Raw genomic sequence first — 14,257 nt, 5'->3', positions numbered from 1 at the left:
CATGAGACGTTCCCGACTTGCGGCATACCTGACCGCACTCCTCCTGGCCACCGGCACCGTCCTCACCGGGGCGACCGCGGCGCAGGCGTACGAAACCACCGCGGCCACCGGCTATGTGGCCCTCGGCGACTCCTACTCGTCAGGGGTGGGCGCGGGCAGTTACATCAGCTCGAGCGGCGACTGCAAGCGCAGCACGAAGGCGTACCCCCACCTGTGGGCGGCAGCCCATTCACCCTCTGTCTTCACTTTCGCGGCGTGCTCCGGCGCTCGTACGAGTGATGTTCTGGCGAACCAGCTGGGCGGACTCGGCACCGGCACCGGACTGGTCTCGATCACCATCGGAGGCAACGACGCCGGCTTCGCGGACGTCATGACGACCTGTGTGCTCCAGTCCGAGAGCACCTGTCTGGCGCGCATCGCGACGGCGAAGGCATACGTCGACTCGACGCTCCCCGGCAACCTCGACCGGGTCTACTCGGCGATCCGGGCCAAGGCGCCCTCGGCCCGGGTGGTCGTCCTCGGCTACCCCCGTTTCTACAAGCTCAACGGCAACTGTCTGGCCGGGCTCACGGAGAGGGAGCGCGCGGCCATCAACGACGGCGCCGACTATCTGAACAGCGCCATCGCCAAGCGGGCCGCGGACCACGGCTACACCTTCGGCGACGTCCGTCCGGCCTTCACCGGCCATGAGATCTGCTCGGGCAGCTCCTGGTTGCACAGCGTCAACTGGCTGAACATCGGCGAGTCATACCACCCCACCGTCGGCGGACAGTCCGGCGGCTATCTCCCCGTCCTCACCGCGGCGGCCTGATCCCGTGCTCAACAGGCAACGTTCGCCCCGTCGCAACGTTGCCTGCCAGGCCCTAGCCGTTCGGTGTCGCCCCGGACGCACCGCCGTACGGGGCGGCTGAGGAGGCCCCGCCCGTGCCGGTCGGGGTCGCCGTCTCGCAGCTCACCGAGAACGCGACGTAGTTGGAGGTCGTGGCCACCGGGCTGCGGACCTCGACGGCGATCTCGTTCTGGTACGTGCCGCCCTCGTCGTACGTCGTCTCGACGTGGTTCACCTGCTTGGTCCGACCGTCGCCGGACCCGAACGACAGCGTCTTCCAGCCCGCGTCGGACGGTTCACCGGACCTGGTCACCCAGCGGTAGTCCACCGACGCGGGGACCCGGCCCACCGTGAACGTGGCGGTGAACGCCGGAGCCTCGGCGCCCTGCGGGGGGCAGCTTCCGCTGTAGTCGGTGCGCGCGCCGGCGACCGTCACCTTCACCGACTGCGGCGCCTGACTCGTCTGACCCCCGCTCGTCTCACCCTCGCTCGTCGTACCGCCGTTCTCCGCGTCCGTACCGCTCTCACTCGCACCGGGGTCGTCCGCCGTGGTCCCGCCGTCGTCCGAGCCGGTGGTCTGCGCACCTCCGGACGTCCTCTCGCCGCTGGTGGGTTCGTTGCCGCCCCCGTCGCCGTTGTTCATCAGCGCGTAGATGAGGCCGCCGAGCGCCAGCGCGAGGAAGACGATCCCCACGATCAGCATCACCTTGGTGTACAGCGGATAGCCCTGTCGCCCGGGAGGGCCGCCGACCGGCCCGGTGGGCGACGTGGGCGCGGTGTGCGCACCCGCGGGTACCGGCACCGGGGGTCTGGGCGGCGTCGGCGTGTACTCGGGCCGCTGGTGCGAGGCGATGGTCGGGGCGGCCGGCAGCGGGGCCGTCGCCGGGCCGAACGAGCCCACCGTGCCGCCCGCGGCGACGATCCTGAGGTCCTGCTCCGCCCGCTCCGCCTCGAGCCGCTCCGCCGGATCCTTGCGCAGCAGCCCCTCGATCACCGGTGTCAGCACACCCGCCCGGCGCGGCGGCGGCAGTTCCTCGTCGACGATCGCACGCAGCGTGCTCAGCGGGGTGTTCTGCCGGAACGGGGAACTGCCCTCGACCGCGGCATACAGCATTACCCCGAGCGACCACAGATCGGACTCGGGGCCCGGCTTTCGCCCCAGCGCGCGCTCCGGCGCGAGGAACTCCGGCGAGCCGATGACCTCGCCGGTCATGGTCAGCGCCGCACTGCCCTCGACCATGGCGATGCCGAAGTCGGTGAGGACGACCCGGCCGTCGTTGGCGATCAGCACGTTCCCGGGCTTCACATCACGGTGCAGCACGCCCGCCGCGTGCGCCGCCCGCAGCGCCGACAGCACCTCCGCGCCGATGTGCGCCGCGCGCCGCGGGTCCATCGGACCCTCCGCCTCCAGCACGTCGGCCAGCGACAGCCCGCGGATCAGCTCCATCACGATCCAGGGGCGGCCGTCCTCGGTCGCCACGTCGTAGACCGTCACCACATTGGAATTGGCGACCCGGGCCGCGGCCCAGCCCTCCCGCTCCAGCCGTGCGTACAGCCGCTCGACTTCGGGTGCCGGGAGCCCGGCGGGGGCGCGTACCTCCTTGACCGCCACCTCGCGGTGCAGCACTTCGTCGCGGGCGCGCCATACCGTCCCCATACCGCCCTCGCCGAGCCGGGAGAGCAGGCGGTAGCGCCCGGCGACCGTTCGTTCGCCGCTCGGGTTCTCCGTCACGGGCGTCCCCCAGTCGCAGCCGTGTGATCCACCCACACAAAGTAACTCAGCCGAGGGCGGATGCGGCCCCCCTGATGACCAAACCAGCCCCGAGGGCGACCACGACGAGCGCCGAGCCGAGCGGCGCGGCTTTCCGCAGCAGGGCCACCGCCGGACCGCCGGCCAGCCGGGGGCGCCGGTCCAGCAGACGGTTCATCCCGTCGCCCGCCTTGACCACGACGAATCCGGCCGCGGTGAGCGTGAGGGCGAGCCCGACGCCGTAGGCGATCACGAGCAGGAAACCGAACCAGGCCTTGCCGAGCGCCGCCGCGCCGACGAGCACGACGACCGCGGAGGGGCTGGGCACGAGGCCACCGGCGAAGCCCATCAGGATCGTGCCGCGGATGGTGGGGGCGATCTCGTGGGTGTGGGTGAAGCCGCCGTGGGTGTGAGTAAGGGTGCGGGGGCGGGGGGTGCGCTTGCGGGGCTTGGGGGAGTGGTCGTGCTTCTTCTCGTGCTTGTGGTCGTGCTTGTGGTCGTGGTCGCCGTGGGCGTGCGTGTGCTGGTGTTCGGTCGTTTTCCGAACGACCGGCTCCTTGACCGCGACCAAAGCGGTGGCGGTGGCGGCCGGGGCCGCCTGGGCGTGCGCGAGGACGAGGGGACGGTCGTGCTCCTCGGCGCGCTCGTGGTCGTCGTGGCTGTGCGAGTGGGTGTGCTCGTGCTCGTGGTCGTGCGGGTGACCGTGGTCGGGTGTGTGACCGTGACCGTGGTCATGCCCGTGGCCGTGCGAGTGCCCGTGGTCGTGGTCGTGGTCCTGATCGTGCGTGTGGTCGTGATCGTGCGGGTGGTCATGGTCATGGGTATGCGTATGACCCTGCCGGTTCTGCCAGGCCCTGCGTACGAGCGTGAGACCCGCTCCCATCACCAGGACCCCGCTCGCCAGCCCCAGCCAGGTGATCACCGAGGGCGCCGCGCCCGAACCCGCCGTGATCAGCAGGCCCAGGCCGACCACGCCGAGGGTGTGGGTGACCGTCACCGACGCGGCCAGCGGGAGGACGTCGCGGAACGTCGCGCTGCCGCCGCGGGCCGCGGCCGTGGCCGCCATCAGGGTCTTGCCGTGACCGGGCGCCAGCGCGTGCATCGCACCCAGGAAGATCGCGATCAGCACCGCGAGAGCGGCGAAGCCGATGGTGAGGTCGTGCCGGGCCACCAGGCCGTCGAGTGCCTTGGTCCAGCGGTCGGCACCGCGCGGCAGGATCGACGACCCGGGGGCGTCCCGGTCGGCCGAGGCGAGCGCGGGCCCGCCCGGCCGCACCTGCAGAGACGCCGAGGAGGTGTCGGCCGGCGAGGCCAGCAGTTCCTCGGGGTACTGGGTGAGCCGCCGCGAGATCGACTTCTTCGGCACGTCGGTGCCGGCGAGCGTCATCCGGTCGCCCTGCGCGGTGATCTCCCGCCAGCCGGGCCCCTTTGTCGCCCCGGCGCTGCGGAAGCCGACGGTCACCGACTCGCCCTCGGGCAGCGGAGCCGTCAGCCGGCACTCCACCCGCAGAGTGTTCAGCCCCGCCTGCCCGGGCCGGACCTCGGCCTCGCTCTTGGCGACGGTCAGCTCCACCGGCTTTCCGGCCACCGTGAGTTCACTGCCGCTCGCCGCCGTCGCGCAGCGCTGCCGGGCCCACTCGGTCGCGCCGAGCTTCTTCAGCTGCGGCCCCGCCTGGGTGGCCGGGATCTCCGCGAGGTCCTCGACGTGGTCGACCCGCAGCTGACCCGGAGCGGCGACGAGGCCGTCGTAGTGGTTGACCGTGAAGTTGCCGAGCGGGTGCGCGCTCGCGGTCCCCGCGGGGATCAGCACGAGCGCGCCGGCGGCCGTCAGGACGGCGGCACCGGAGCCGAGCGCGCGGCGGAACGTGCGGGTCACTTCGTCTCCTTGAGTGCCTCGCGGGCGTCACGGGCGCCCAGTGGCGAGAAGCCGGGGTTGAGCTTCAGGGCGGCCGAGAGCGCGGTTCGGGCCGCGTCGGTGTTGCCCGTGGCGCGCTCGATCATGCCGCGGTGGTACAGGAAGGTGGCGTCCTGGTAGCCGGTGGCCGTGGCCTTGCGGGCGTACGGGAGCGCCTCCTCGTCCTTGCCGTTGACGTGCAGGGCCCAGGCGAGGGCGTCCGCGGTGTGCACGGTCTCGCGACGGTCCCACTCGGCGCGCGCAGCCTTCAGCGCGGCCTCGCGGTCGCCGTGGTCGGCGGCGGCGAGCGCGGTGTCGAGGTCGGCGTTGACGCCGTTGGCGCGGGCCAGTTCCGTCCACGCGTTCACCAGGTCGTACTGCTCCTGGGCCTTGGCCTTGTCGCCGCTCGCCTCGTACAGCTCACCGAGGGCGACGAGCGGGCCGGGCAGCGGGTAGCGGGTGACGACGTCCCGCAGGCCGCTGATGGCCGCCTTGGTGTCACCCTGCGCGGCCTGGGCGCGGGCGCGGCCCTCCAACGCGGGGAGGTAGGAGTCGTCGGCGGCGAGCGCCCGCGCGTAGAACTCGAGGGCGGTGTCGTAGTCGCCCTGACGCCAGGCGAGTTGGCCGAGCTGGGTGGCCACGTAGGAGATGTCGCCGCGGGACGTCGCCGAGGACAGCGCCTGCTCCAGGACCCGGCGGGCGGTCTTGACGTCGCCGCGCAGCTCACGGACGTAGGCGAACCGGGTGAACACCGGGATGCCGGGGCGGCGTGCGTCGGCCGTGTCGGCCGCCTTCGACGCGTCGTCGTAGCGGCCGAGTTCGACCAGGGCGTCGATGCGGGAGGAGAGCGCGCGTTCGCTGTACGGGTTCAGCGCGAGCGCTTCATCGGCGTACTTCAGGGCCTCGGGGAACTGGTGCCGGGCGGCGGCGAGCGCGGCGAGGCCCGCGAACGCGGCGTCGTGGTCCGGCCTCAGCTTCAGCGCGCGGGCCAGGGCCTTCTGGGCCTGCGGGTAGCGGGAGGGGTCGCCGGTGGTGCGGGCCTGCTCGACGTAGGCGAGGCCCAGGGTGGCCCAGGAGCTGTAGTCCTTGGGCTGGGCGCGGAGTTGGGCCTGCAGCGCATTGATGCCGGCGTTGAGGTCGCCGTTCGCGAGGAGGCCGGGGGAGACGCCGGCGGGGGCCGAGGCCACGGGGGCGGTGCCCTCGTCGCGGGCGCCCACCACGATGGCCGCGGACGTCATCGCGACGGCGAGGGCTGCCGCGCAGGCTGCCAGTCGTAGGACACGGCGTCGGCGCGGCTCCGCGGGCCGGACGGCGTCGGACTCCTGCTCCCGTGTGGGGCTCTTGCTTTCTGCGGGAGGCTCTTCTCGGCTCGAGCTCTGACCGTCGGTGGCGGTGGCCGCCGCGCCCACCCGTGCCGCCCCGGCGGCACCACTGCCCGCGGCGGTGGCGCCGTCATCGTCCGTGGCGGAGGCCGCCTCCGCCGTGTCGTCCTCGTCGCGCACCAACGTCAGCCTGCGGTCGCGAGGTTCCTCGGCCGTGGTCTCGGTCTCATCGGTACGCCGGGACATGGCCCTCTCCTCAAGTGCGGTGCGTCTGGCGGGAGTGCTGAAGTGCGGGAGTGCGGAAGTGCTGAACTGCGGGAGGTGCAGGGAAGTCGTGGGGCGGCGCGGCCCGCGCCGTGGGGGATGGGTACGTGCGGGCCGCGCCAGTTGGTGGGGTGGTGTCAGTAGCGCATGTTGTCCAGACGACGCTTGCGCCACCACAGGAAGACGGTGCCGATGAGCAGGAAGCCGCCCGCACCGGCCGCCGCGGAGACGGCGATCAGGGTGGTGTCGGAGCTGCTGCTCAGGCCGAGCCCGCTGAGCGCGCTCTTGGTCTCGGCCTCACCGCCGGCCTTGGCCTTCTTGCCGCGGGAACCCGAGGTCGGCTCGGCCACGTACGGGAATTCCTTCTCGAACTTCCGGTCGTTCTTGTCGACCGCGTCACCCAGGTCGTTCTTGGCGCCGAGGAGCTCTCCCTCGACGACCTGCAGGGCGATGTCGAGCACGTCGTCGGTCAGGCGGCGACCGTTCGGGAAGCCGGCGGTGTCACCGTCGAGCACTCCGAGCCGCTTGGGCTTCTTGGCCGGCTGGATGGAGGTGTTGAGGCGCAGCATCTCCGACGGCGTCACGTAGGGCGGCTGGTTGAGGTCCTTGACGCCCTTCAGGAACACGTCGACCAGGTCGTTGCGCGGCTCCTTCGGAGCCTTGATCTTGAAGATCGCCTCGATGAGCTTGGGCAGCTCGGGGTTGGTGACGTTCTTCAGGAACTGCGCGTCCTCCCAGGGCGCGGACGCGTTGAACTTGTCCTTGTCCTTCAGCGGGTTGACGACCTCGTTCACCAGCGGCATGCCCAGACGCGAGACCTGCTTGTACTCGCCGTAGGCGTTCTGCCGCTGGGTCGTCGTCCAGATGCCCACGATCGGCTGCTTCTCCGACTCGGCGATCAGGTGGTTCGGCACCTGGAGCGCGATCGAGTTGACGTTGTAGCCCTTGAGCGTGTCCCGGCCGACCTCGCTGAAGTCACCGCCGTACAGCAGGTCGAAGACGCGCAGGTCCAGGAAGAACGGGTCGTCGGCCTGGCCGGCGAAGGACTTCGCGCCGTCGCCGAGGTCGTAGACGGCCTGGTCGCGCAGCTTGCCGTAGTCCGGCATCGACGCGTCGCCGACCCTGGACGGCGCCACCGGAGCGTTCTTGGCGACCTTCGTCCGGGAGACCAGCTTCTGCTTCTTCAGCCGCAGCAGTTCCAGGTCGTAGGTCTGCGTGATGTTCAGGTCGGGGTCGTCGAGGCTCTCCACCGGACCCGTGTTGTACAGGAACGTCTTCTTGTTCTTGATCTTCGTCTTGAACGTGTAACGGAAGATCAGGTCGCCCTGGGCGTCGCCGTCGCTGTCGATGTGGATGTCGTACTGGGCGTCGTCGGCGAAGTTGTAGAAGTTCGGCCCGCCCGCGGGTTCCTCGAACGGGATGACGTTCGCCACGATGGTCGTGGTGTCGGGCTTGTCGGGGCTCACGAACGCGTACAGGTCCGTGTTGTCGAACTGGGGGGTTCCCGAGATGAGAGGGGCCTCCCGGTGGCTGGACGCGCTCGCCGTGGTGGGGCCGAGCGCCGTCACGCCGGCGGCTGCGAGCCCCCCGGCGGCCAGCGCACCACTGATCAGGGTCGCGAGACTCCTGCGTCCCACGCCGCCCTTGATGAAAGGTGTCATGCCGTCCGTCCTCGTGTTCCAAGCAGTGTTTCCGGCGGTGCTGCCTGCCTGCTGCGGTGCCGGGGTGCGATCTGCGCCCAGCTGCCTCGGCGATTGGTTCGCTTGTCGCTGTGCCGCTGCACCGACTTACGGATCAATCAGCCGTTGCACTCAATCCGTTGTCGGTTGTTGCCTGACACTCGCCATTCGGAGCCCTCGCGAGGCCGGATTGGTGGAACCTCGACAAACTTCGACTCGCGTTTTCGGACGGCTGATCCGTAACCCATCCAGAGGCGCGCTCGCTGCGAATACCTGACCGAGGAGGGGAGGAGGGGTCGTGCGGACGTCCGGAGAGGGGAGAAGGGTGGATGCGGACGAACTTCTGGTGCTCGTCGCCGGAGGAGACCAGAAGGCCTTCGAGGATCTGTACGGGATGGTGTCCGGTGCGGTGTTCGGGTTGGTGCGTCGGGTCGTGCGTGATGTGGCGCAGTCGGAAGAGGTGTCCCAGGAAGTGCTGATCGAAGTCTGGCGGACCGCGGGCCGGTTCGATCCCGGGCGCGGCAGCGCCCTGTCCTGGATCCTCACCCTCGCCCACCGCCGCGCCGTGGACCGGGTGCGCAGCGCCCGCGCCGCGACCGAACGCGATCTGCGCGTCGGACAGCGGGAGCACTCTCCCGCCTTCGACCACGTCTCCGAGGAGGTGGAGGCCGGCCTGGAACGGCAGTGGGTGCGCCGCTGTCTGGACCGGCTCACCGATCTTCAGCGGCAGTCGGTCACCCTCGCCTACTACGACGGGTACACATACCGTGAAGTCGCCGAGCGGCTCTCGCTGCCGCTCGGTACGGTCAAGACGCGGATGCGTGACGGTCTGACCCGGCTGCGCGAGTGTCTGGGAGGTGCCGCATGACGATCCGGGACCACTTGTGGCCGGGCGGCGACCTCCACTCCCTTGCCGCGCCCTACGCGCTCGACGCCCTCGAACCCCAGGAACGGGCCCGCTTCGAACGCCACTTGGAGCGCTGTCAGAGTTGCGCCGCCGAAGTGCGGGCCCTGTCCGAGGACGCCGTCCGGCTCGCCTGGTCCACGGCCGCGCCCCCGCCGCCGATGATGCGTGACCGGGTCATGGCCGCCGTGCGCAACATCCCCCAGGAAGGGGCCCTGCCGGCGCAGGAGGCCCGCTGGGATTACGGTGGCGCCTCCGAACAAGCGCGCGCCCGAGAAGGCGTGCGCGTCGAACGGCCGCAGCAGCGCCCCCGTGAACCCCGTTTCCGATGGCTGCTGATGCCGCTCGCCACCACCACGGCCGCCGCCGCGCTCGTCGTGGCCGCGCTCTTCGCCGTGCAGGCCGACCGGGCCCGTCAGGACCTCGACGCCGAACGCGTCCAGGCGCAGCGGATCGCCCAGGTGCTCGCCGCGCCCGACGCCAGCGCCACCAGCCAACGGGACGCGCAGGGACGCGGACTGGGCGTGGTGGCCTCCAAGTCGGAGGGGCGTGCGGTGGTCACACTGAGCGGGCTCGGCACTCCCTCCGGCGGCCGGGTGCACCAACTGTGGCTTATGCGCCCCAATGTGCAACCACGCTCCCTGGGTCTGTTCACCGGCGACACGCCGCTGGTGGCATCAGGCCTGAGCACGGATGCGACCTCACTCGCTGTCACGGAGGAGCCCAACGGTGGATCACCGCAGCCCACCAGTGCACCAGTTGTCCAACTCGCCCTGAATTCAGTCGGCTTCGGAGGGTAATGGGAAAGAACGCGTCAACGGCCTTGTGTCAAAGGTGAATCCTGTGACCGCGATACACGGGTGCCATGCGAGGGCGATAGGGTTAACCTGCCCGGGCCGGGTGCATCGTACGGGTGGGGAGTGACATGGAACAGATAACAGTGCGCAGCAGGGCGCGAGTCCCTGCGATCACCTACGGCAGCAGCGCGAGCAAATCGCGTCTCGACCGCCACCTGTCGGTGCTGGCTGGTCCCGCCATCCCGCAGGGTGAGACGGTGGAGGCGACGTCTCTCATGCGGGAGCTGACCGCGCGGGACAGCTCGCAGCGGGACAGCGGCAGGGGGGCGAGGGTGCGGCGGGTGTCGCTCTTCGCGCCACTGCGACGGCTGCGCCGCACGCTCTTCGGCGGTCGCTGAACGCCTGAGCCCGCGTTCGGGCGACCACACCGTCCCGGCGCAGTGCCGCGATCTTCCGAGTCCGTCATCCCCACGGCTCGCGGCGGCGCCACGGTTTGCTCACCGGGCGCGGGCACGGTAACCCGTCTCCCAGCCCCTTCACCCAGGGCACGGCAATCCGTCCACGTCCCGTCACGCGGGCACGGCCACCCTTCCCCCGCCATCCCGCGGGCAGGGCCCCTCGTCTCCCCAACCGCGCGGTCTCCCCACCCGCGCCGACGGGACGACCCGGTGGCCGCCCGCAGAGCCGCGCCGGGCCGCGCGTTCGATCCCGCGTGGTGGCCGCGTCGACGGCCCGGAGCACCCGCGCGCCGAGCACTACAACAGCGCGAACTGCCCCTCCGGGCCCTCCTCGTGATGGTCCAGTACGGAGGCGGGCCGACGCGCAGCCGCCGGGACCGGGAGCACGCCCGCCGTGCGCAGTTCCGCCGCGGTCACCGGTGCCGTCACCGTCAGCTCGGCCTGCCGGGGACGCAGTTCCCCGAGCAGCGCGAGCACCGTGACCAGTTCCAGCAGTTCGGACGTCCAGGTCTGCGGCCAGGTGGGTGGCCGGATCGCCGTCAGCCCGCCCGGCTCGCCGTCCACGGTCCGGGCCGTGAACCACTGCTCCAGGACGCGCACCCCGCTCACCTCGAAGTCCCAGGCCTCGGGCGGCACCGGGGAGATCCGGCCACCGTCGAGATGCAGTGTCTCCTCGTCGCGGTCGAAGTGCAGGGTGAGCGGACGCGAGGGCAGCGGAGCGCGCACGTAGGGCCGCCGGCCGCCGGGTAGCTTGGGCCGCTCGCCGTCGCGCCGCATCAGCCAGAGCATGCGGTGGCCCACCTCGACGCCCCGCGCCCACAGTTCGGCGTCCCCGGTGAGCGGAACCCGGAGCCCGTCGGGGCCAGCGCGCACGGTCGCCACCGTCCACGCGAGGATGTCCTCCGGGGCGGGGGAGTGGCCGAGCCGGGAGCCGAGGTGCTCCAACAGGCCGGGCGCCAGGTTCGGTTCCGTGCCGTGCGGGCGCCGGTACAGCGGGCGGACGCGGCCGGCCCGCAGCACCGGCAGCAGGGACGTCACCAGCAGCGGCGGACCCGAGGAGCCGGGGACGGCCGTCGTCTCGACGGCGAACGCCTGCCGTTCGTCCGTCACCCGCCACAACTCCGGGCGCGCCACGTCGATCAGCCGGTGGTCGGGGATCAGCCACTGCTCGTCGAACGGGCCGTGCAGCACCCGCACGGGCTCCGGGCAGGGGCCCGCGACCCGGGCCAGCCTCTCCGTCCCGCTGGACTGGCCCGGCAACTGCGCGACCGCCGAGTTCAGGGTGCGCGAGCGCGTCGGCTCCAGGAGCGCCTCCCGGTCGGGGCCCTCGGCCTTCATCAGGGCGTCCCAGCGTGCCTTCAGCGAAGCCGCGTCGGGGGCCGTCGGCCACCCCCGGCCCAGCCGCGGCGGTGCGACGGACCACGGTATGAGGTCCGCGAGCAGCGGAGCGTCGTCGTGCGTCACGCTGGGCATCGTACGGCCTGCTCAGTGTGCGTCGAGGGTGACCGTGAAGGAGAAGCGGTCCCCCCGGTAGCAGATGCGGGCCACGTCCAGCACCTGCCCGTCCTCGCCGTACACCACACCCGTGTAGTGCAGGATCGGGCTCAGCAGCGGTACTTGGAGGAGGCGGGAGGTCTCCGGGTCGGCGAGGCGCGCCTCCACCGTGTCGGTGATCCGGCTGATGCGCACGCCCACCACATCGCGCAGGACCTTCGTCATCGGCCGCCGCACCAGGTCCTCGGGGTCGATGCGCTCGGCCAGTTCGGGCCGCAGATGGTTGCGCGCGTGGTTCGTGGGCTCCCCCGTCAGCTCGTCGCCGCGCAGCCGGTGGAACATCGCCACCTCGGTCAGATCCGGGAAGTGCTCGGCGAGTTCACCGGGCACCGGGACCCGGCCCCGGTCCAGCAGCTCGCTCGTCATCCCCGACTGCTGCGCCACGATCGTGTCGACCGAGCCCAGCAGCCGTACGGGCGCCCCGCGCTGGGCGGTCGGCTCGATGAACGTGCCACGCCGCCGGTGCCGGGTGATCAGTCCCTCGTCCTCCAGCTCCTTCAGCGCCTGCCGCATGGTCAGCACGCTCACGCCGTAGTGTCCGGCCAGTTGCTCCTCGGTTGGCAGCCGCAGCGGAGCGTCCGGCCGGCGGCCGAGTATCGAGGCGCGCAGCGACTGCGACACCTGGTACCACAGCGGCAGCTTCCGGTTCAGAACGATCGAATCCGGGGCGAACGCGGTCACGGCTACTCCGAATCAATCCGTTCCGGTCAGGCTTTATGCGAATCCCGTGCGCGGGAAATGGCGCTCCAGACCCTGCCACACATCGTCGTAGCCGCGCTGCAGATGGGCCGCCCGGGCGGCCTGCGCGGTGGCGGTGACCGGCCAGCGCGTCTCGAACATGAAGGCCAGGCCGTCGTCGATCTTCTGCGGCCGCAGCTCGGCGGCGCTCGCCCGCTCGAAGGTCTCCCGGTCCGGCCCGTGCGCCGACATCATGTTGTGCAGCGACCCACCGCCGGGCACGAAGCCTTCCGCCTTCGCGTCGTAGGCGCCTTCGATCAGGCCCATGTACTCGCTCATCACGTTCCGGTGGAAGTACGGCGGCCGGAATGTGTCCTCGCCCACCAGCCAGCGCGGCGCGAACACCACGAAGTCCACACCCGCGAGACCCGGGGTGTCGGACGGCGAGGTGAGCACCGTGAAGATCGACGGGTCCGGATGGTCGTAGCTGATCGTGCCGATCACATTGAAACGGCGCAGGTCGTAGACGTACGGAACGTAGTTGCCGTGCCAGGCGACGACGTCCAGCGGCGAGTGGTCGTAAACGGCCGACCAGAGGTTGCCGCAGAACTTGTTCACCACCTCCACCGGCTCCTCGACGTCCTCGTACGCGGCCACCGGTGCCCGGAAGTCCCGTGCGCCCGCCAGACCGTTGGCGCCGATCGGCCCGAGGTCGGGCAGGCGGAAGGGCGCGCCGTAGTTCTCGCAGACATAGCCGCGCGCCGCCGGGCTCGGCCCGCGGTCCGACTCCGCGTCCAGCAAATCCACCCGGAAGCGGACCCCGCGCGGGACCACCGCCACCTCGCCGGGCTCCACGCGCAGCAGCCCGAACTCCGTGCGCAGCAGCAGCCCGCCGCGCTCGGGCACGATCAGCAGCTCCCCGTCGGCGTCACTGAAGACCCGGTCCATCGAGGCGTTGGCGTGGTACAGGTGCACGGCCATGCCCGTGCGCTGCGTGGCGTCGCCGTTGCCCCCGAGCGTCCACAGCCCCTTGACGAAGTCCGTGCCCGCCGGGGGCTCGGGCAGCGGGTTCCAGCGCAGCCGGTTGGGGTCGGGCACCGACTCCGTGAACGGGGCGGTGCGCAGCGTGCCGTTGTGAATGCGGGTGAACGCCGGGTGTGCGGCGGAGGGGCGGATGCGGTACAGCCACGAGCGCCGGTTGTGCGCCCTCGGTTCGGTGAACGCCGAGCCGCTCAGCTGCTCCGCGTACAGCCCGAGCGGTGCCCGCTGCGGGGAGTTGCGGCCCAGCGGCAGGGCGCCGGGGACCGCTTCCGAGGCGTGCTCGTTGCCGAAGCCCGTGAGATAGGTCAGCCCCTCGGCGACCTTTCGCGCGTCCCCACTCATGCTCGCTCCTCGCTCCCTCGCACCCGCATCCGATTGATTCCTATGCTTCACCGTAGGATTCCGGGACCGGCTGTGCAAGTGACTGCGGAGTGAGTGCGGTGAGTGCGACCTGCGTATGACCCGAGAACCCCTCTCCAGGGGGATTCGGGTTACCTGAGCGGTGTTCTACTCTCCCCGGCATGGCGTGGATGCGGGGATGTGCCGCTGCGCTCGCGGCCTGCGTCCTGATCGGCGGCGCGACGGCCTGCGGCTCCAGCGAGGCACAGGAGAGAACGGGCGGGGCACGGTCCTCACCGGTCGGCAGGCTGCTGCCGGACACCGACGGCGAAGGGCGTCGCTACCGCGAGATCGACGAGAAGGGCGCGCCCGGGGTGGGGATCGTCGTCCGTCCCGACACGGCGGGCGGCTGGGACGTACGTCTGACGGTCACCAACTTCCGCTTCTCACGCGCCGGGACCGACCCCACGGCCGAGCCCGGCCGGGGCGTCGCCGTCCTCCGGCTCGACGGCCGCGACGTCGCCCGGCTGCGCGGCCCCGAGCACCGACTCCCCGAGGGACGTCTCTCGCGCGGCACGCACCAGCTCACCGTGCGCCTCTACGCGGACGACGGCACGGTCTGGGCGGTGAACGGCGAACCGGTGGAGAGCACCGCGGACGTCACGGCGTCGGAGGACGAGCCGGCCGCGGACGCGAGCCCGACCGCTCATCCCCTGCGGTGAGTGCGCCGTCGCCCACCGTGGTTGTG

General features: G+C 71.4%; 12 protein-coding genes. 5 read left to right on the top strand and 7 right to left on the bottom strand.

What is annotated here, in order from left to right; all coding sequences use genetic code 11:
• Nucleotide 1 precedes the first annotated feature (1 nt).
• Nucleotides 2-811: an SGNH/GDSL hydrolase family protein gene (locus EF387_RS06655; protein ID WP_128375551.1), complete on the top strand. Its 810-nt coding sequence runs from the start codon at nucleotides 2-4 to the stop codon at nucleotides 809-811.
• A 52-nt stretch (nucleotides 812-863) separates the two neighbouring features.
• On the opposite strand, the gene EF387_RS06650 is transcribed toward EF387_RS06655, so the two are convergent.
• The 4 genes from EF387_RS06650 to EF387_RS06635 form a co-directional block, all read right to left on the bottom strand.
• Entirely contained in the window at nucleotides 864-2,561 is a 1,698-nt protein-coding gene (locus EF387_RS06650; RefSeq protein ID WP_128375550.1) for a serine/threonine-protein kinase, read from the bottom strand.
• Nucleotides 2,562-2,607: 46 nt separating this feature from the next.
• Nucleotides 2,608-4,455 (bottom strand): sulfite exporter TauE/SafE family protein, encoded by a 1,848-nt coding sequence (locus tag EF387_RS06645; protein ID WP_128375549.1) that lies wholly within the window; start codon nucleotides 4,453-4,455, stop codon nucleotides 2,608-2,610.
• Nucleotides 4,452-6,041, bottom strand: coding sequence for a tetratricopeptide repeat protein (locus EF387_RS06640; RefSeq protein ID WP_128375548.1), 1,590 nt, complete (start codon nucleotides 6,039-6,041; stop codon nucleotides 4,452-4,454). The genes EF387_RS06645 and EF387_RS06640 overlap by 4 nt, the downstream gene beginning before the upstream one ends.
• Before the next feature lie 155 nt (nucleotides 6,042-6,196).
• Complete coding sequence (locus tag EF387_RS06635; RefSeq protein ID WP_128375547.1) at nucleotides 6,197-7,720, bottom strand: DUF4331 domain-containing protein; 1,524 nt, start codon at nucleotides 7,718-7,720, stop codon at nucleotides 6,197-6,199.
• A 343-nt stretch (nucleotides 7,721-8,063) separates the two neighbouring features.
• Here EF387_RS06635 and EF387_RS06630 point away from each other — a divergent pair, with 343 nt between their 5' ends.
• From EF387_RS06630 to EF387_RS06620, 3 genes are all read left to right on the top strand, one after another.
• Nucleotides 8,064-8,606: a sigma-70 family RNA polymerase sigma factor gene (locus EF387_RS06630; protein ID WP_128375621.1), complete on the top strand. Its 543-nt coding sequence runs from the start codon at nucleotides 8,064-8,066 to the stop codon at nucleotides 8,604-8,606.
• Entirely contained in the window at nucleotides 8,603-9,442 is an 840-nt protein-coding gene (locus EF387_RS06625) for an anti-sigma factor (protein ID WP_128375546.1), read from the top strand. The genes EF387_RS06630 and EF387_RS06625 overlap by 4 nt, the downstream gene beginning before the upstream one ends.
• A gap of 125 nt (nucleotides 9,443-9,567) precedes the next feature.
• Nucleotides 9,568-9,837, top strand: coding sequence for a hypothetical protein (locus EF387_RS06620; RefSeq protein ID WP_128375545.1), 270 nt, complete (start codon nucleotides 9,568-9,570; stop codon nucleotides 9,835-9,837).
• A gap of 357 nt (nucleotides 9,838-10,194) precedes the next feature.
• On the opposite strand, the gene EF387_RS06615 is transcribed toward EF387_RS06620, so the two are convergent.
• Genes EF387_RS06615 through hmgA form a run of 3 tightly spaced genes read right to left on the bottom strand, consistent with a single transcriptional unit; the run spans nucleotide 10,195 to nucleotide 13,512 of the window.
• A complete protein-coding gene (locus tag EF387_RS06615; RefSeq protein WP_128375544.1) occupies nucleotides 10,195-11,370 on the bottom strand; it encodes a type ISP restriction/modification enzyme in 1,176 nt (391 codons plus the stop codon).
• A gap of 12 nt (nucleotides 11,371-11,382) precedes the next feature.
• The gene (locus EF387_RS06610) at nucleotides 11,383-12,132 is read right to left on the bottom strand and encodes a GntR family transcriptional regulator (RefSeq protein WP_128375543.1); all 750 of its coding nucleotides are present in this window, start codon (nucleotides 12,130-12,132) and stop codon (nucleotides 11,383-11,385) included.
• 33 nt (nucleotides 12,133-12,165) lie between these two features.
• Nucleotides 12,166-13,512, bottom strand: coding sequence for a homogentisate 1,2-dioxygenase (gene hmgA / locus EF387_RS06605; protein WP_128375542.1), 1,347 nt, complete (start codon nucleotides 13,510-13,512; stop codon nucleotides 12,166-12,168).
• A gap of 179 nt (nucleotides 13,513-13,691) precedes the next feature.
• Between hmgA and EF387_RS06600 the strand changes: the two genes are divergently transcribed.
• Nucleotides 13,692-14,231, top strand: coding sequence for a hypothetical protein (locus EF387_RS06600; protein ID WP_128375541.1), 540 nt, complete (start codon nucleotides 13,692-13,694; stop codon nucleotides 14,229-14,231).
• Nucleotides 14,232-14,257 lie beyond the last annotated feature (26 nt).

It is taken from the genome of Streptomyces cavernae (assembly GCF_004023625.1).
In the GTDB taxonomy this organism is placed as follows: Bacteria; Actinomycetota; Actinomycetes; order Streptomycetales; family Streptomycetaceae; genus Streptomyces; species Streptomyces cavernae.
This window is presented reverse-complemented; position numbering and strand designations above follow the sequence as displayed.